The organism is Streptomyces sp. NPDC007084, assembly GCF_040703595.1.
Lineage (GTDB): Bacteria > Actinomycetota > Actinomycetes > Streptomycetales > Streptomycetaceae > Streptomyces.
Genome location: NZ_JBEYFY010000077.1, coordinates 14488 through 31233 on the forward strand (window position 1 = coordinate 14488; position 16746 = coordinate 31233).

The 16746-nt window shown below is 72.3% G+C and carries 15 protein-coding genes and 1 pseudogene; 9 read left to right on the forward strand and 7 right to left on the reverse strand.

The genetic code is table 11. The annotated features are described in order from the left end of the window. Positions 1-50: 50 nt before the first annotated feature. From AB0912_RS33195 to AB0912_RS33210, 4 genes are all read right to left on the reverse strand, one after another. Complete coding sequence (locus AB0912_RS33195; protein ID WP_366706520.1) at positions 51-464, reverse strand: YciI family protein; 414 nt, start codon at positions 462-464, stop codon at positions 51-53. Between the two features lie 389 nt (positions 465-853). After that, positions 854-1543, reverse strand: coding sequence for a GNAT family N-acetyltransferase (locus tag AB0912_RS33200; RefSeq protein ID WP_366706522.1), 690 nt, complete (start codon positions 1541-1543; stop codon positions 854-856). Between the two features lie 316 nt (positions 1544-1859). Next, the gene (locus AB0912_RS33205; protein WP_366706524.1) at positions 1860-2891 is read right to left on the reverse strand and encodes a family 2 encapsulin nanocompartment cargo protein polyprenyl transferase; all 1032 of its coding nucleotides are present in this window, start codon (positions 2889-2891) and stop codon (positions 1860-1862) included. 313 nt (positions 2892-3204) lie between these two features. Beyond that, complete coding sequence (locus AB0912_RS33210) at positions 3205-4611, reverse strand: family 2B encapsulin nanocompartment shell protein (RefSeq protein WP_366706526.1); 1407 nt, start codon at positions 4609-4611, stop codon at positions 3205-3207. 210 nt (positions 4612-4821) lie between these two features. Here AB0912_RS33210 and AB0912_RS33215 point away from each other — a divergent pair, with 210 nt between their 5' ends. The 3 genes and pseudogenes from AB0912_RS33215 to AB0912_RS33225 form a co-directional block, all read left to right on the forward strand. After that, a complete protein-coding gene (locus AB0912_RS33215; RefSeq protein ID WP_366706528.1) occupies positions 4822-5055 on the forward strand; it encodes a hypothetical protein in 234 nt (77 codons plus the stop codon). A 149-nt stretch (positions 5056-5204) separates the two neighbouring features. Beyond that, positions 5205-5795 (forward strand): N-acetylmuramoyl-L-alanine amidase, encoded by a 591-nt coding sequence (locus AB0912_RS33220; RefSeq protein ID WP_366706530.1) that lies wholly within the window; start codon positions 5205-5207, stop codon positions 5793-5795. Between the two features lie 167 nt (positions 5796-5962). Further along, positions 5963-6943: pseudogene (locus AB0912_RS33225) on the forward strand (pyridoxal-phosphate dependent enzyme); the annotation flags it as partial. Between the two features lie 140 nt (positions 6944-7083). Here the strand turns inward: AB0912_RS33225 and AB0912_RS33230 are convergent. Beyond that, entirely contained in the window at positions 7084-8679 is a 1596-nt protein-coding gene (locus tag AB0912_RS33230) for a Na+/H+ antiporter (RefSeq protein ID WP_366706532.1), read from the reverse strand. A gap of 61 nt (positions 8680-8740) precedes the next feature. On the opposite strand from AB0912_RS33230, the gene AB0912_RS33235 reads away from it, so the two are divergent. The 3 genes from AB0912_RS33235 (at position 8741) to AB0912_RS33245 (ending at position 10974) form a co-directional block, all read left to right on the forward strand. Continuing rightward, entirely contained in the window at positions 8741-9001 is a 261-nt protein-coding gene (locus AB0912_RS33235; RefSeq protein ID WP_366706534.1) for a UBP-type zinc finger domain-containing protein, read from the forward strand. A 381-nt stretch (positions 9002-9382) separates the two neighbouring features. Then, positions 9383-9796, forward strand: a complete 414-nt coding sequence (locus AB0912_RS33240; RefSeq protein WP_366706536.1) for an anti-sigma regulatory factor — start codon at positions 9383-9385, stop codon at positions 9794-9796. Then, entirely contained in the window at positions 9793-10974 is a 1182-nt protein-coding gene (locus AB0912_RS33245) for an RNA polymerase sigma factor SigF (protein WP_366706538.1), read from the forward strand. The genes AB0912_RS33240 and AB0912_RS33245 overlap by 4 nt, the downstream gene beginning before the upstream one ends. A gap of 164 nt (positions 10975-11138) precedes the next feature. On the opposite strand, the gene AB0912_RS33250 is transcribed toward AB0912_RS33245, so the two are convergent. Continuing rightward, positions 11139-11591, reverse strand: coding sequence for a hypothetical protein (locus AB0912_RS33250; RefSeq protein WP_366706540.1), 453 nt, complete (start codon positions 11589-11591; stop codon positions 11139-11141). A gap of 206 nt (positions 11592-11797) precedes the next feature. On the opposite strand from AB0912_RS33250, the gene AB0912_RS33255 reads away from it, so the two are divergent. Together AB0912_RS33255 and AB0912_RS33260 are read left to right on the forward strand one after the other, a co-directional pair. After that, complete coding sequence (locus AB0912_RS33255; RefSeq protein ID WP_366706542.1) at positions 11798-12766, forward strand: diacylglycerol kinase family protein; 969 nt, start codon at positions 11798-11800, stop codon at positions 12764-12766. 318 nt (positions 12767-13084) lie between these two features. Further along, positions 13085-13342, forward strand: a complete 258-nt coding sequence (locus AB0912_RS33260) for a WhiB family transcriptional regulator (RefSeq protein WP_006380970.1) — start codon at positions 13085-13087, stop codon at positions 13340-13342. A 298-nt stretch (positions 13343-13640) separates the two neighbouring features. On the opposite strand, the gene AB0912_RS33265 is transcribed toward AB0912_RS33260, so the two are convergent. Next, entirely contained in the window at positions 13641-15107 is a 1467-nt protein-coding gene (locus AB0912_RS33265) for a PAS domain-containing sensor histidine kinase (protein WP_366706548.1), read from the reverse strand. Positions 15108-15870: 763 nt separating this feature from the next. Between AB0912_RS33265 and nagB the strand changes: the two genes are divergently transcribed. Continuing rightward, positions 15871-16656, forward strand: coding sequence for a glucosamine-6-phosphate deaminase (nagB, locus tag AB0912_RS33270; protein WP_366706550.1), 786 nt, complete (start codon positions 15871-15873; stop codon positions 16654-16656). The last annotated feature ends 90 nt before the right edge of the window (positions 16657-16746 follow it).

The window sequence follows — 16746 nt, forward strand, 5'->3', positions numbered from 1 at the left end:
CATCCCGCTCGCTGGATCTCCGTCGTGCCGCTCGCGCCGGCTCATCCCGCTCAGACCTCCTCGGGGGCTTCCCCGATCGGCCGGATGACCACCGGGTACTCGGGCGCCCCCTTCGGTACGGGGCAGGCCGTGACCCGTGCGGCGATCTCGGTGACCCGCTCCAGGCTCGCACAGTCGAGCACCCAGTAGCCGGCCATCACTTCCTTGGTCTCGCTGTAGGGCCCGTCGGTGATCACGGTCTCGCCGTCCGCGCCCCGGGCCACCAGGCGGGTCTGCGCGGGTTCGACCAGGCCGTACGCGTCGACCAGCTCACCCGATTCGGAGAGGTCGTCGTTGATCGCGCCCATGTGGGCGAACATGGCCTGGATGTCGTCCTCGCTCCAGATCGGCGGCTGCGCGGAGGCGTCGCCCCGCATGCTCGCGTAGTCGGCCTGCGTTCCCTGCACCATCACCAGGTACTTCATGAGTCCGCTCCTTCTGCTTCCTCGGCTCGGGCCGCCCGTGCGGGGCGGCTCTCACAGGGGACGTCGGACCCGGCCCGCGGTTCTCTACACGCCGGGGCCCTCGACTTCGGATTTTTTTCCGGGACCGTGCGACCGTGCGACCGGGCCACCGGGCCACCGGGCCACCGGGCCACCGGGCAGGCTCCCGCGGCGGCCCGTGTCCACAGCCTGGGGACGGACGGCGTCGGAACCATGCCTTCAGGGTAGGGCGAGGGCCGGACCGCCGCTCTCCGCCGGACGACGGCGGGGAGCGGCGGGGACGGGGACCGGCGGGGGGGGCGGGACGAGGGATTGACGTGGGGGCGCGAGCCGTTTCGGGCGCGGCTCGGCCCGCCGGCACGCCGGCCGTTTCAGGCGCCGCCCGGCCCGCCGGCACGCGGCTGGCCGGTACGCGGCTCGCGCCACATCGGCCACATGCGGGGGCCGTCGGGCAGGTCGATCGGGTCGCCCGTGAGGACGAAGCCGAGCCGATCGTAGAGTGCGCGGCTGCGGGCGTTGCTCGCCTCCAGGTAGGCGGCGAGGCCCTCGCGGTCGCAGCGGTCGAGGACCGACTCGATGAGCGCGCTGCCGAGGCCCTCGCCCTGCCGCTCCGGCGAAACCCCGATCATCCAGAGGTAGGCGTGCGCGCGGCCCGAGGGGTGGGCTTCCGCGGTGAGCCGGCCGATCAGCTCGACCCGCTCGTTCTCCGGGTCGACGGCGGCGCGAAGCTGGGCGGGACCGTCGTCGGCCCCCGCGCCGGCATCCGCGCCGGCCTCCGCGACCGTCTCTCCGCCGCCGTGCTCCCCGTCTCCGCCGCCGTGCTCTCCGGCGGGCACGTCCAGCCACAGGGCGCACGCCGAACCGTCCTCGGCCAGGTCGATCCGGCCCTCGGCGAGCACGATGTCGGTGAACGCGGCCATCAGCTTGTGGTGGGTGGCCCGGCGGTGCGCCGGGTCGGGAAAGACCCAGCCGCTCACCGGGTCGTCCTGGAACGCCTGGTCGAGCAGCCGGACGACCGCCTCCCGGTCACCCTCGCCCGCCACCCGTATCGCCACACCCATGCCCTGCCCCACCCCTCACCCCAGCGGGCCCCTCGGCCCTGCGACCCAACGGCCCTTGATCGTATGGAGGTTGAGCCTAGTACGGCGCCGGTCCGCGGGTCGTGGCACGTCTCCGGCATGCCGGAGAGGCCCCGGGCTGCGGTATGGAAGGCGGGGGAAAGGTGCGGGCCCCGCACGCCGTGGGGATGTGCGGGACCCGCTCTCCGGAGCCGGGCACCGTACGGCGGTCAGGTTCCGTACGGGGCCCGGTGCTCCGGGGTCTTCGGCCGACCGGGCGGGGGCCGGTCAGCGCCGGCGCCGGTAAGTGCGGCACCGGTCAGCTACTGCGCCGGGTGACGAACTCCGCGAGGGCGAGGAGACCTCCGGCCGCCTCCGGTTCGGGCACCGCCCGGGACAGCTCGTGCATCGCTCGGGCCATCCGGTCCGCCGCCTGGACCTGCGCCCAGTCGCGGCCGCCCGCCCGCTCGACGGCGAGCACCGTACGCTCCAACTCCCCTTCCCGGTAGGGCGATCGGTACAACTCGGCCAGCTCGGCCGCGGCCGGCGTGCCCGAGGTGAGGGCGGCGACCACGGGCAGGGACTTCTTTCGGGCCACGAGGTCCGCCCCGGCCGGCTTGCCGGTACGGCTCGGGTCCCCCCAGATCCCGATCACGTCGTCGATGAGCTGGAAGGCGAGACCGGCCTCCCGGCCGAACGCGTCCAGCGCGTCGACGTCCTCCGCGTCCGCCCCGGCGTACAGCCCGCCGAGAGCGCAGGCGCACCCGATCAGGGCGCCTGTCTTCGCCTCGGCCATGGCAAGGCATTCGTCGAGGGTGACCTCGTCCGGGCCGAGCTTCTCCATGGCCGTGTCCGTGTGCTGTCCGGCGCACAGCTCGACCACACAGCCCGCGAGCCGGGCGGCTGCCGCCGCGGACGCCGGGTGCGGGTCCTCGGCCAGCAGCCGCTGGGCGAGTGCCTGCAGGGCGTCCCCGGCGAGGATCGCGTCGGCGTCGCCGAACACCGTCCACGCGGTGGGCCGGTGTCTGCGGGTGGTGTCCCGGTCCATCACGTCGTCGTGCAGCAGGGTGAAGTTGTGGATCAGCTCCACCGCGGCGGCTGCCCGGACGGCCGCCCCCTGGTGTCCGCCGAGCGCCCGGACCGCGGTCAGGACGAGCGCGGGCCGGATGGCCTTGCCCGCGTTGCCCGCGGCCGGAGTGCCGTCCGCGTGCTCCCAGCCGAAGTGGTAGAGCGCGATCCTGCGCATCGACCCGGGCAGCGAGTCGATGGCCCGGCGCAGCTCGGGATCGACCAGGGCCCGCGCCCGCTCCAGGATGTCCACCGCCTCCTGGCCGTCGGACGGAGCCGGCACCGCCCGCCGCTCGCCGGGTCTCTCCGGACCGTGCGGCTCCGGACCGCGCCTTTCCGGACCGTGCCTCTCCAGACCCGTGCCGTGTCCTTCCATGGGCCTCCCGCCGACGCCTCGCGTGTCCGGGATCCCGGCCGGAGGCCGTCTGTTCGGGATGCCGGCCGGACCCTGCCTCGTCCTCGTCGTCATACGGTCTCCCCCGTGGTCGTCCCGGAGAGCGGGCCGGCCGTGGCGCCGTCCCGGCCGCCGGGCGCCCGCACCCCGGGTGTGCCCGCCCCGCGAGGCGGGCACACAACGGTCTCCCCGGCGCGGAACGTCACCGCCAGCGGCCGATCTCGACGTTCTCCAGGATGCCGAGGGCGTCCGGCACCAGGACCGCGGCCGAGTAGTACGCCGTCACCAGGTAGGAGATGATCGCCTGCTCGTTGATGCCCATGAAGCGCACCGACAGGCTCGGCTCGATCTCGTCCGGGATGCCCGCCTGCTGGAGGCCGATCACACCCTGCTCCGCCTCGCCCGTACGCAGGGCGATGATCGAGGTCGTACGGGCTTCGGTGACCGGGATCTTGTTGCACGGGAAGATGGGGATGCCGCGCCAGGTGGGGATGCGGTTGCCCGCCATCTCGATGCTCTCGGGGACGAGTCCGCGCTTGTTGAACTCGCGGCCGATCGCGGAGATCGCCCTCGGGTGGGCGAGGAGCAGCTTGGTGCCGCGGCGGCGGCTGAGCAGTTCGTCCAGGTCGTCCGGGCTGGGCACGCCGTCGTGCGGCTGGAGCCGCTGGTCGTACTCGCAGTTGTTGAGCAGGCCGAACTCCCGGTTGTTGATCAGCTCGTGCTCCTGGCGCTCCTTCAGCGCCTCGACGGTGAGCCGCAACTGCTGCTCGGTCTGGTTCATCGGCTGGTTGTAGAGGTCGGCGACCCGGGTGTGCAGGCGCAGGACGGTCTGGGCGATGCTCAGTTCGTACTCGCGGGGGCTCGCCTCGTAGTCCACGAAGGTGCCGGGGATGTCCGGCTCGCCGGTGTGGCCGGCCGCGAGGTCGATCTCCTTCTCGCCGTACTTGTTGGTGCGCTGCGCCGGGATCGCGCGCAGCGCCTGGAGGTGCTCCCGCAGGGACTCCGAGCGCTCCGCGACCTGCTCCAGGTCCTGGCGGGGCAGGGCGAGCACGGTGACCGAGGTGACCGCGCGGGCCGTGTACTCCCAGATGGCCTCCGGGTCGATCAGGGCCTGTTCCCCGAAGTAGGCGCCGTCGGCGAGGACGCCGAGCACCGCGTCGTCCCCGTAGGGGCCGGTGCCGATCTTCTCGACCTTGCCGTGCGCCAGCAGGAACACCTCGTCGGACGGGCTGCCGAACGAGGCGAGCACGTCACCCGGGACGAACTCGCGCTGCTGGCAGCGGGCCGCCAGCTCGGCCAGCACCTCCTGGTCCTCGTACGAGCGCAGTACGGACAGCTCACCCAGCTCCGCGGGGATCACCTGGACGCGGTCCCCGGTCTTCACGAACGTCACGCGGCCGTCGCCCACGGAGTAGCTGAGCCGCCGGTTCACGCGGTACGTGCCACCCTGCACGTTCACCCACGGAAGCATGCGCAGGAGCCAGCGCGAGCTGATCTCCTGCATCTGTGGCGCGGACTTGGTGGTGGTGGCCAGGTTCCGCGCGGCTGTTGTGCCGAGACTCTGCTGCGGACGGCTCTGCTCCGCGCGGACCTCTTCGCCTACCGACATGAAAATTGCCCTCCCGGTCGTGCACTGATCTTCGGGAGCAACCCTTCCATCACGGAGCGTGCCAGTGCTATTACACGAATGAGGGGGAATGGATCACCCGCGAGTTGGGCAGAGAGGGTGATTCTGTCCAGTGGCCGCCGCGTGTCGGCCGGGGAACTCGCGCTTGCGGCCGTCCGTTTGATCGCTGACGGACGACGACGGGAGATCGCAGTGGCAGGCTTTCTGGACCGCGCGAAGGAACAGGCGCAGCGCGGACTCACGCAGGGCAAGCAGAAGCTGGACGACGTGCAGGCCCAGCGGGCGGGGGCGGACCTTCTGAAGAGACTGGGCGCCGCGTACTACGCGGAGCGGCGGGGCACCGGCTCCGTCGAAGCGACGCAGCAGGCCCTCCAGGCCCTGGAGAGCCATGTCGCCGCGCACGGGGACGGCTTCCTCCACTCCTGACCCGGTCCCGCCGGCCTGATCCCGCGCGGCTGACCGGATCGGCTCGCACGCTGTGCGAACGAGTGGGTCCGGCGGCCGCGTCGGCGATACAAGCTGCGGTACGAGTCGGCCGCGCGAGGCGGCCGGCGCGCGGCGCGAAGGAGGCGGCCATGGCATCGCCCATGTCCGCGGGCAGTTTCCTGGACCGGATCAGGGACGAGGGAGTCCAGGTCGTCGAGGTGGGCGACTGGAGACATCACAACCGCGATCACAAGGGGCCGTGGGGCCCGGTGCACGGGGTGATGATCCACCACACGGTGACCTCGGGCGCCGCGCGCACGGTCAAGCTGTGCCGGGACGGGCGCGAGGACCTGCCCGGTCCGCTGTGCCACGGGGTCGTCACCAAGGACGGCGTCGTCCATCTCGTCGGGTACGGCCGGGCCAATCACGCGGGCCTCGGGGACGACGACGTGCTGCGCGCGGTGATCGCCGAGAAGGGGCTCCCGCACGACAACGAGGCGAACACCGACGGCAACCGGCACTTCTACGGTTTCGAGTGCGAGAACCTCGGCGACGGCAAGGACCCCTGGCCCGAGGTCCAGCTCACGGCGATCGCCCGGGTCTGCGCCGCCGTCTGCCGCCATCACGGCTGGACCGAGCGCTCGGTGATCGGCCACTTGGAGTGGCAGCCGGGCAAGGTGGACCCACGGGGCTTCACGATGAACTTCCTGCGGGGCCGGGTCCGCGAACTCCTGAAGTAGGCGTGCGGGGTGGGGCAGCAGGTTCCGCAGGCCCACGCCTGACGCCCCGTTCGCCCGAGACCCCGCCCTCCCGACGCCCCGCCCTCCCGAGGCCGCCCTCGTGCCGCGCCACCCCTGCCCCGCACCCCCGCATGCCGCGGCCCCCGCGTCGGGCCCGGTCCGGGCAGGTGGTCGACAATGGGCGGGTGAGCAGCCCCGACACCCCGGACACGGCGCCCGGCGACCGACCGCACTCCGGTGCTGCCAACGTGGCCGCGCTACCCGGGATCTCCCCCCTGCTGCCCTCCCCCCTCAGGGAAGCCGTGGACGAGCGGTTCGGGCGCTTCGGGGTTCGGCTGGTCTTGAAGCGGGACGACCTGATCCATCCGGATCTCGTCGGGAACAAGTGGCGCAAGCTGGCGCCGAACCTCGCGGCGGCGGGCGGGCGCACGGTGCTGACCTTCGGCGGGGCGTACTCGAATCATCTGCGGGCCACCGCGGCGGCGGGGCGGCTCCTCGGTCTGGCCACTGTCGGAGTGGTCCGGGGCCAGGAACTGGCCGACCGGCCGCTCAACCCCTCACTCGCTCGCTGCGCCGCCGACGGCATGCGGCTGCACTTCGTCGGCAGGTCGGCCTACCGGCGCAAGACGGAGCCGGAGACCCTGGCCGCGATCCTGCGCGCGGCGGGCATCCGCGCCGAGGACGCGTACGTGGTGCCCGAGGGCGGCAGCAACATCCTCGCCGTACGAGGCTGCCAGGCCCTCGGCGAGGAGCTGCGCGGGCGCGGCGTCGACGTGGCCGCGGTGGCCTGCGGGACCGGCGGAACGCTGGCGGGCCTGGCCGCCGGTCTCGGCCCGGACCAGCGCGCCCTCGGCTTCCCGGTCGTCGGAGGCGGCTTCCTGGGCGCCGAGACGGACGCGCTCCAGGAGGCGGCCTTCGGCGGGCGGCGCGGCGCCTGGTCCCTGGACGACCGCTTCACCTTCGGCGGCTACGCCCGCACCACCCCCGAACTCGACGCCTTCGCCGAGGACTTCGGCCGCCGGCACGGACTGCCCGTCGAGCGTCTCTATGTCGCCAAGATGCTGTATGGACTTGTCGCCCTCGCGGCGGAGGGCGCGTTCCCGCGCGGCACCACGGTCGCGGCGGTGATCACCGGCGCGCCGTTCCCCGCGGCGCCGGCCGCGACCGCCGGAACCACCACGGCCACCACGGCCACCACGGCCCCGGCCACCGGAACCACCACGGCCACCCCCGCCCCCACGACCACCGAGGCCACCCAGGCCACCCAGGCCACCGAGCCGACCACGTCTCAGGCCGCCTCCCGATAGGCGGCGGCCTCCTCCAGGTCCAGCCTGCGCAGCAGCGTCCGCAGCATCTCGTCATCGATGTAGCGCAGGTCGCGCAGCTTGACGAAGACCTCGCGCTCGGCGCCGATCATCTCGCGGGAGAGCCGGCGGTAGGTGTCGTCGGCGGTCTCGCCGGTGACCGGGTTGACCGCGCCGAGCCGCTCCCAGACGGCGTTGCGGCGCCGCTCCATGACGTTGCGCAGCCGGTCGGCGAGCGGCGGCGGCAGCGCGTTGCGTTCGTCGGCGAGCAGTTCGTCAAGGCGCTCCTCCGCCGCCTGCGAGGCCTGCGCCTGGGCGTTGGCCTCGGCGAGCGTCTCGGCCTGGGTGTCGCGTCCGGGCAGTTTCAGCAGGCGGATCAGCGGGGGCAGCGTGAGCCCCTGCACGACGAGCGTGCCGATGACGGTGGTGAAGGTCAGGAAGAGGATCAGGTTGCGGCCGGGGAACTCCTCGCCGCCGTGCAGCGTGAGCGGGACCGAGAAGGCGATGGCGAGCGACACGACGCCGCGCATGCCGGCCCAGCCGATGACGAACGGCGCCTTCCAGGTGGGGTTCTCCTCCCGTTCGCGGATGCGCGAGGAGAGGATGCGAGGCAGGAAGGTGGCCGGGAACACCCAGACGAAGCGGGTCGCGACGACCACCACGAACAGGGCGATCGCGTACCAGGCGGCGCTGGTGCCCTCGTACGCGCCGAGTCCCTTGAGGACGACGGGCAGTTGCAGGCCGATGAGCGCGAACACCGCCGACTCCAGGACGAAGGCGACCATCTTCCACACCGCCTCCTCCTGGAGCCGGGTCGCGAAGTCGACCTCCCAGGCGCGGTGGCCGAGGTAGAGGGCGACGACGACCACGGCGAGCACCCCGGAGGCCCCGGCCCACTCGGCGACGCCGTAGGCGACGAAGGGGATCAGCAGGGAGAGGGTGTTCTGGAGCAGCGCCTCGTTGATGTGGGTCCGCAGCCAGTGGATGGGGATCATCAGGACGAGCCCGACGACCACGCCGCCGACCGCCGCGAGCAGGAACTCGCGGATGCCGCCCGCCCAGGTCGCGCCCTCGCCGACGGCCGCGGCGATCGCCACCCGGTAGGCGGTGATCGCGGTCGCGTCGTTCACCAGGGACTCGCCCTGGAGGATGGTGGTGATCCGGGAGGGCAGTCCCACCCGGCGGGCCACCGCCGTCGCGGCCACCGCGTCGGGCGGCGCGACGACCGCGCCCAGCACGAGCGCGGCGGTCAGCGGCAGGCTCGGCACGAGCAGATAGGCCGCCCAGCCGACGACGAGGGTCGCGAACAGCACGTAGCCCACCGACAGCAGCGCAACGGGCCTCAACTGGGCCTTCAGGTCCAGGTAGGAGCTGTCGGTGGCCGCCGTGTACAGCAGCGGGGGCAGCAGCAGCGGGAGCACGATCTCGGGGTCGAGTTCGTAGGCCGGGACCCCGGGGACGTACGACACGGCGAGGCCCGCCGCGACGAGCAGCAGGGGGGCCGGGACCGGCGTACGGCGGGCGGCCCCGGCGACCGCGGCGCTCCCTGCGACCAGCAACAGCAGTGGCAATACGTCCATCGTCTTCCGCCCGCCCTCGTTTTCGCGCGGCATCCCGCACGCCCGACGTAACCTGGCAATCATGAAACAGTGCACGCACGCCGACGCGCTGCCGCCGCAGGAACCCGAGCCGCAGAGCGACACGTGCCTGGAGTGCGTGGCCGCGGGCACGCATCCCGTGCAGCTTCGGCTGTGCCTGGAGTGCGGACACCTCGCCTGCTGCGACTCCTCCCCGCTGCGGCACGCGACGGAGCACCACAAGGAGACGGGACATCCGATCATGCGCACCTTCGAGCCCGGCGAGAGCTGGCGCTGGTGCTTCGTGGACCACGTGCTCGTCTGAGCCCTGCGGGACGGGCGGCCCGGGACGGGAAGGCGCGGACCGGGAAGGCCCGGGACCGGGAAGGCGCGGGACCGGGAAGGCGCGGGACGGGGCGGCGAGGGGCGGGAGAGGGCGCGGGTGGCCGGAAGCGGGGACGGTTCGACCCTCTGACGCCTGGGTACGTCAACCCGGCGCGTGCTCTTCCGATTTGGGCCCCGCAGACCCCTAGCCACTGTGCGTACTCATGGGCTTACTATGAGTGACAGCAAGAGGCGGGGTCCCCAGGACAGGAAAGACGGGAGCGCGGTAGCGTCACCGCTGCACGACGTAGCGCGTTACCCCGGGGGGCGACCCTCGGCCCCAAGACAGCTCGAATGAGCTTGCACCACCATGGAGGTGAGGGTGTCCCAGATCGCAGGCGAGCCCGCGACGAAGGACTTCGTGGAAGTCCGGCTGCCGGCCGCGGGTGCCTACCTGTCGGTACTGCGCACGGCCACGGCCGGGCTGGCGGCCCGGTTGGACTTCACCCTCGACGAGATCGAGGATCTGCGCATCGCGGTGGACGAGGCCTGCGCGATCCTGTTGCAGCAGGCCGTCCCCGGTTCCGTCCTGAGCTGTGTCTTCCGGCTCATCGACGACTCACTGGAGGTCACGGTCTCCGCCCCGACCACCGACGGTCACGCTCCGTCACGGGACACCTTCGCGTGGACCGTGCTGTCGGCCCTCGCCGGCAAGGTCGACTCCACCGTCGCCGAGGACAAGACCGTGGCGATCAGCCTCTACAAACAGCGCGGCGCGGGACCCGGGCCGGCGTGAAGGAGGGGGACGGGCCGGTGCGGGACGAGGAGCGCGGCACACGGGAGCCCTCCGCGGAGCGCGCCGAGGGCCCCCACGGGTCGCGGCACACGGCGGACGGCGTCGACGGCATCCCCGAGCAGGCCCGGCAGCATCCGGAGGGCGGCGCCGCCCCGACCGGCGCGGCGCGGCCCGGGGTCTCCCCCGTCCGGGGAGGTTCCGGGACGGGTGCGGCCGGGGCCACGGACGCCGCGGCCGCGGATTCCGGGACCGCGGATTCCGGGGCCACGGATGCCGGGGGCGCGGATGCCGGAGGCATGGGGGAAGAGCCGCGGGCTCGGGGAACGGTGACGGGCGGGACTATGAGCGAGCACGAGCGAGACGCGGAGCAGAGCGTGCGGGGCGCACAGCACGGCCCCAGCGCCCAGCACATCCAGCACGACCCGCAGGACCGCAGCGGGGCCCGGTTGATGTTCGTGGAGCTGCGCAAGCTGCAGGACGGCAGCGCCGAGTACGCGGAGCTGCGCAACCAGCTCGTCCGTATGCATCTGCCGCTCGTGGAGCACCTCGCCCGCCGTTTCCGCAACCGCGGTGAGCCGCTGGACGACCTGACCCAGGTGGCGACGATCGGCCTGATCAAGTCGGTCGACCGCTTCGACCCGGAGCGGGGCGTCGAGTTCTCGACGTACGCGACGCCGACGGTGGTCGGCGAGATCAAGCGGCACTTCCGCGACAAGGGGTGGGCGGTGCGGGTTCCGCGCCGTCTCCAGGAGCTGCGGCTGGCCCTGACCACGGCCACCGCGGAGCTGTCCCAGTTGCACGGCCGTTCTCCGACGGTGCACGAGCTGGCCGAGAAGCTGGCCATCTCGGAGGAGGAGGTCCTGGAGGGCCTGGAGTCGGCGAACGCCTACTCCACGCTGTCCCTGGACGTTCCGGACACGGACGACGAGTCTCCTGCCGTCGCGGACACCCTGGGCGCGGAGGACGAGGCGCTGGAGGGCGTCGAGTACCGGGAGTCGCTCAAGCCGCTGCTGGAGGACCTGCCGCCACGGGAGAAGCGCATCCTGCTCCTTCGCTTCTTCGGGAACATGACGCAGTCGCAGATCGCGCAGGAGGTCGGCATCTCGCAGATGCACGTCTCCCGGCTGCTGGCCCGCACGCTGGCGCAGTTGCGGGAGAAGCTCCTCGTCGAGGAGTGACGGGCGAGGAGCGAGCGGCACTGCTCGCCTTCCCTCAGGCCGGCTGCTCGCCTTCCCGCAGACCGGCTGCTCGCCTTCCCCCAGGCCGGCGCTACTCGCCTTCCCGCAGACCGGCTGCTCGCCTTCCCTCAGGCCGGCGCTGCCTGCCTTCCCGCAGACCGGCGCTACTTGTCTTCCTGTACGTCGCCGCCGGGCCCTCGGATGCCGAGGGCCCGCGTCGTCGCCGGGTTCACCAGCAGCACCAGGGCGGCCACCGCCACGACGGCGAGGGCGATGCCGGCCGGGATGGCGAGACTGTCGGCCTGGAGCAGGTTGTAGGCGATGGGCAGCGCCATGACCTGGGTGATGACGGCGGGGCCCCGGCTCCAGCCGCGGCGCAGCAGCAGTCCGCGCGCGGCCAGCAGCGGCAGCAGGGCCAGCACGATCAGGGTGACGCCGCCGGTGACGGCCTGCTGCCGGTCGTCGGGGTCGCCGGTGAGGCCGAGGACGAGGATGTAGACGCCGCCCGCCACGAGGGCGAGCCCCTCCAGCGCGGCCAGTGCCGCGGCGGCGGTCAGCCGGGCGGGGCGCGGTTCGGCGAGGGGGGCGTCGGGGGTGGGGTTCTGCTCTCGGCTCACCCCTGAAGAGTAGCCGTCGGCTCCGGACGGCCGGGTGGCCCGGGGGCGGGGCGCGGGCCGGACCGCAAGACCCCGGAGGCCCTGTGCCGTGGGCCGGGACGGGAGGCGCGGCGGGCCGGGTGCTGTGGCCCGCCTCACGCCCGTATCTCTTACCCGACCCCTACCTGGCCTGGGCCGGGTACCACCCAGTAGGTACGCTGCTTCGCATGCGTGCACTTCTTGTGGTCAATCCGGCGGCAACCACCACCAGTGCGCGCACGCGTGACGTTCTGATCCACGCGCTGGCCAGCGAGATGAAGCTGGAGGCCGTCACCACCGAGTACCGCGGGCACGCCCGGGACCTCGGCCGGCAGGCCGCCGACAGCGACGACATAGACCTGGTCGTGGCCCTCGGCGGGGACGGCACGGTCAACGAGGTCGTGAACGGTCTGCTGCACCGGGGCCCCGACCCGGACACCCTGCCCCGCCTCGCCGTGGTCCCGGGCGGCTCCACCAACGTCTTCGCCCGCGCCCTCGGCCTGCCGAACGACGCCGTGGAGGCGACCGGCGCCCTGCTGGACGCCCTGCGCGAGCGGCGCGAGCGGACCGTCGGCCTCGGTCTCGCGGCCGGGACCCCCGGCACGGAGGACGAGTCCGTGCCCTCCCGCTGGTTCACCTTCTGCGCCGGGCTCGGCTTCGACGCCGGGGTGGTGGGCCGGGTCGAGCAGCAGCGCGAGCGCGGCCGGCGGTCGACGCACGCGCTGTATCTCCGCCAGGTGATGCGCGCCTTTCTGGACGAGCCCCACCGCCGGCACGGAACGATCACCCTGGAGCGCCCCGGCGTGGACCCGGTGACCGATCTGGTGCTGTCCATCATCTGCAACACCGCGCCGTGGACGTTTCTCGGCAATCGTCCGGTGTACGCGTCACCTAAGGCCTCGTTCGATACGGGGCTCGACGTACTCGGCCTCAGCCGCATGTCGACGGCCTCGGTTGCCCGGTATGCCACCCAGTTGCTCACTTCGTCCCCCGAGCGGGGACCCCGGGGAAAGCACGCCCTCTCCCTGCACGACCTGACGGACTTCACCTTGCATTCGAAGGTCCCGCTGCCCCTCCAGATGGACGGCGACCACCTCGGACTGCGCACCAGCGTGACGTTCACAGGCGTACGCCGTGCACTGCGTGTGATTGTGTGAGCGGAAGGGGCCAAAGTCCTTTCACTCGAACGTTTAGACCACGGTCCACCCCATGGAAGTACGGCTGTGACCTAGTCGACACCGAGGAATCAAAAAAAACTTTCCAGAAGGGGTTGTATCCGCCGCTGAGGTTTGCGAGTCTCTACGTGGCGCTCGGGACGGCCCGCAACATCGGCCCCACAGAGCACCGGAACCCCTCCTCAAATCACAGGACCACACCAGTCCGTCTGGTAGTCGGCCCTTCACTTGTTGAGGGATTCGTGAAAGCGTTCACATTCACAAGCAACGTGCATGTAATACCAAGGAGAGGTAGCAGCCATGGACTGGCGTCACAACGCCGTTTGCCGCGAGGAAGACCCCGAGCTCTTCTTCCCCATCGGCAACACCGGTCCTGCGCTGCTGCAGATCGAGGAAGCCAAGGCCGTCTGCCGCCGCTGCCCCGTCATGGAGCAGTGCCTGCAGTGGGCGCTTGAGTCCGGCCAGGACTCCGGCGTCTGGGGTGGCCTCAGCGAGGACGAGCGCCGCGCGATGAAGCGCCGCGCCGCTCGCAACCGGGCCCGTCAGGCCACCGCCTGACGTTCCACCCCGCACGAGCCTGAGCTTGGCGGCGCGTACAGCGTGTACGCATCTCCCGCCCCCGAGCCGCAGCGCGCAGTACCCCGATGCGCTTGATGCAACGAGCTTTCAGCCCCGGACCACCTGGTGGTCCGGGGCTCATTGCTGTCCGCCGCCGCCCTCGCCCCGCCCACATCCGCATACCCATCCGCACCCACACCCACAGAAGGTGACCGCGTGTGACCGAACGGGCGGTCGTCTACTCCGGCCGCCCGGGGGCGAGTTGTGCGGATCGTGTGCCGATCGGCTGCCCGGCGGCCTACTTGGGCGCGCGCACCGGCAGGTCCAGGATCACCTTGGTGCCGCGCTCCGGGGCGGCCACCATGTCGAATGTGCCGCCCAACTCGCCCTCCACCAGCGTCCGTACGATCTGCAGGCCCAGGTTGCCCGAGCGGTGCGGGTCGAAGCCCTCGGGCAGGCCGACCCCGTCGTCCTGGACGGTGACCAGGAGGCGGGCCTCCTTCGCCGTGCCGCCGCGCACCGCCGAGACCTCCACCGTGCCCCGGTCGCCCTCGCGGAAGCCGTGCTCCAGCGCGTTCTGGAGGATCTCGGTGAGGACCATGGACAGCGGGGTGGCGACCTCGGCGTCCAGGATGCCGAAGCGACCGGTGCGCCGGCCGGTGACCTTGCCGGGTGAGATCTCGGCGACCATGGCGAGCACCCGGTCGGCGATCTCGTCGAACTCGACCCGCTCGTCCAGGTTCTGGGAGAGCGTCTCGTGCACGATCGCGATGGAGCCGACCCGGCGCACGGCCTCCTCAAGGGCCTCCCGGCCGCGCTCGGAGTCGATGCGCCGGGCCTGGAGCCGCAGCAGGGCGGCGACCGTCTGGAGGTTGTTCTTCACCCGGTGGTGGATCTCCCGGATGGTGGCGTCCTTGGTGATCAACTCGCGCTCGCGGCGGCGCAGTTCGGTCACGTCCCGGAGCAGGACCAGCGAACCGACGCGGGTGCCCTTGGGCTTGAGCGGGATCGCCCGCAACTGGATGACGCCCTCGGCGCTCTCGATCTCGAACTCGCGGGGTGCCCAGCCGCTGGCGACCTTGGCCAGCGCCTCGTCCACCGGGCCCCGGGACGGCGCGAGTTCGGCGGTCGTGGAGCCGAGGTTGTGGCCCACCAGGTCGGCGGCGAGGCCCAGCCGGTGGTAGGCGGACAGCGCGTTCGGAGAGGCGTACTGGACGACACCGTCCGCGTCCAGGCGGATCAGCCCGTCGCCGACCCGCGGCGAGGCGTCCATGTCGACCTGCTGGTCGGGGAACGGGAAGGTGCCCGCCGCGATCATCTGGGCGAGGTCGGACGCGCTCTGCAGATACGTCAGTTCGAGCCGGCTCGGGGTGCGCACGGTGAGCAGGTTGGTGTTGCGGGCGATGACACCGAGGACGCGGCCCTCGCGCCGTACGGGGATGGACTCGACGCGGACCGGGACCTCCTCGCGCCACTCGGGGTCGCCCTCGCGCACGATCCGGCCCTCGTCCAGGGCCGCGTCCAGCAGGGGCCGCCGGCCGCGCGGGACGAGATGGCCGACCATGTCGTCCTGGTACGAGGTCGGGCCCGTGTTGGGCCGCATCTGGGCGACCGAGACATAGCGGGTGCCGTCGCGCGTGGGGACCCACAGCACGAGGTCGGCGAAGGAGAGGTCGGAGAGCAACTGCCACTCCGAGACCAGCAGATGCAGCCACTCGAGATCGGAGTCACCGAGGGCGGTGTGCTGGCGTACGAGGTCGTTCATGGAGGGCACGTGTGCGAGCGTACCCGGCGGAACGGGCGGGGCCCTGACCAGCGGGCCGGGCGGGGGTCCCGGCGGAGCGCTCACGGGGCGGCGAGGGGCCGAGCGCGCGGGGGCCGGGGGTAGGGCTCACGGGCCGGCGAGGGGCCAAGCGCGCGGGGGCCGGAGGTAGGGCTCACGGGCCCGGAGACACCCGCGGGCCGCGGCGCCTGGGAGGGACCCTCAACCCTCCCGGCACCGCAGCCCGGAGCAACAACGGCCACGGGGTGTGCGGTCCCGATCTGGCCGAAGAGAGGAGCCGGAGCAGTCAGGGCAGAGAGCACCGGTTCCTCGGTCCGCCTTCCTGTGCGGGGAAGACGGAGGCTTGTTCAGTTTCTCAAAGCATTGTGGACTAGACCATGGTCCTGCGTCCATGTGTTCGCCGTGCGTGCGTCGACGGATGTTCGTCCTCGTCCGATGGTGTGTGCCCTCGTGCGATGGCCGGACAGCCGCGGGTCCCCCTCAGACTAGCCCGCTTCGGTTCCTGAACGGGCGGGATCGGGCCGATGCGCCGGGCCCAGCGGCCACCACCGGCCCCCTGCGCGCCCCTGGGCTTCGTGAACACCTCCGGCCCCGTTCGAGCCCGTACGGCCGGGGCCTCCGCGTGCGCGCACTCGGGATGTGTGAGAGGACGACGTGGGGATGACCCTCTGCTAGATTGGTCTATACCACATATGTCCTCCTCGGGTTCCAGTTGAGTCCCCCTCTCCAGATCGGCAGGCCCAGCGTGGAAGTTGTCATCGTCCCGGACGCCAAGGCGGGCGGCGAGCTGATCGCCGAGGCCATGGCGGAGCTGCTCAGGCGCAAGCCCGACGCCCTGCTCGGCGTGGCCACCGGCTCGACGCCGCTGCCCATCTACGAGGCGCTGGCGGCCAAGGTGCGCTCCGGTGCCGTGGACGCCTCGGGCGCGCGGGTCGCGCAGCTCGACGAATACGTGGGGCTGCCGGCCGAGCACCCCGAGTCCTACCGTTCCGTGCTGCGGCGCGAGGTGCTCGAACCGCTGGGGCTCGGCCTGGACGCGTTCATGGGCCCGGACGGCACCGCGGCGGACGTGCAGGCCGCCTGCGAGGCCTACGACGCGGCGCTGGCCGCCGCCGGCGGGGTCGACCTCCAGATCCTCGGCATCGGCACGGACGGGCACATCGGGTTCAACGAGCCCTGCTCCTCGCTCGCCTCGCGCACCCGTATCAAGACGCTGACCGAGCAGACCCGGGTGGACAACGCGCGGTTCTTCGAGGGCGACATCGAGCAGGTCCCGCACCACGTGATCACCCAGGGCATCGGCACCATCCTGGAGGCGCGGCACCTCGTGCTGCTCGCCACCGGCGAGGGCAAGGCCGACGCGGTGGCGGCCACGGTCGAGGGGCCGGTCGCGGCGATCTGCCCGGCCTCCGCGCTGCAGCTCCACCCGCACGCGACGGTCGTGGTCGACGAGGCCGCCGCCTCCAAGCTGAAGCTCGGCGACTACTTCCGGGCCACCTTCGCCGCGAAGCCCGACTGGCAGGGCATCTAGGGCGTGTCGTTTGGATCAGGTGGCGCCGGAGTGCGGCGCCTTGTCGGCTGGGCCGAGCGGGGCAGGGTGCGTGCAGCTGCAAGGCGGAGG

Coding starts and splice junctions, on each gene's coding strand:
- AB0912_RS33195 (WP_366706520.1), bottom strand. CDS start 464: ATGAAGTACCTGGTGATGGTGCAGGGAACGCAGGCCGACTACGCGAGC.
- AB0912_RS33200 (WP_366706522.1), bottom strand. CDS start 1,543: ATGGGTGTGGCGATACGGGTGGCGGGCGAGGGTGACCGGGAGGCGGTC.
- AB0912_RS33210 (WP_366706526.1), bottom strand. CDS start 4,611: ATGTCGGTAGGCGAAGAGGTCCGCGCGGAGCAGAGCCGTCCGCAGCAG.
- AB0912_RS33220 (WP_366706530.1), top strand. CDS start 5,205: ATGGCATCGCCCATGTCCGCGGGCAGTTTCCTGGACCGGATCAGGGAC.
- AB0912_RS33230 (WP_366706532.1), bottom strand. CDS start 8,679: ATGGACGTATTGCCACTGCTGTTGCTGGTCGCAGGGAGCGCCGCGGTC.
- AB0912_RS33235 (WP_366706534.1), top strand. CDS start 8,741: ATGAAACAGTGCACGCACGCCGACGCGCTGCCGCCGCAGGAACCCGAG.
- AB0912_RS33255 (WP_366706542.1), top strand. CDS start 11,798: ATGCGTGCACTTCTTGTGGTCAATCCGGCGGCAACCACCACCAGTGCG.
- AB0912_RS33260 (WP_006380970.1), top strand. CDS start 13,085: ATGGACTGGCGTCACAACGCCGTTTGCCGCGAGGAAGACCCCGAGCTC.
- AB0912_RS33265 (WP_366706548.1), bottom strand. CDS start 15,107: ATGAACGACCTCGTACGCCAGCACACCGCCCTCGGTGACTCCGATCTC.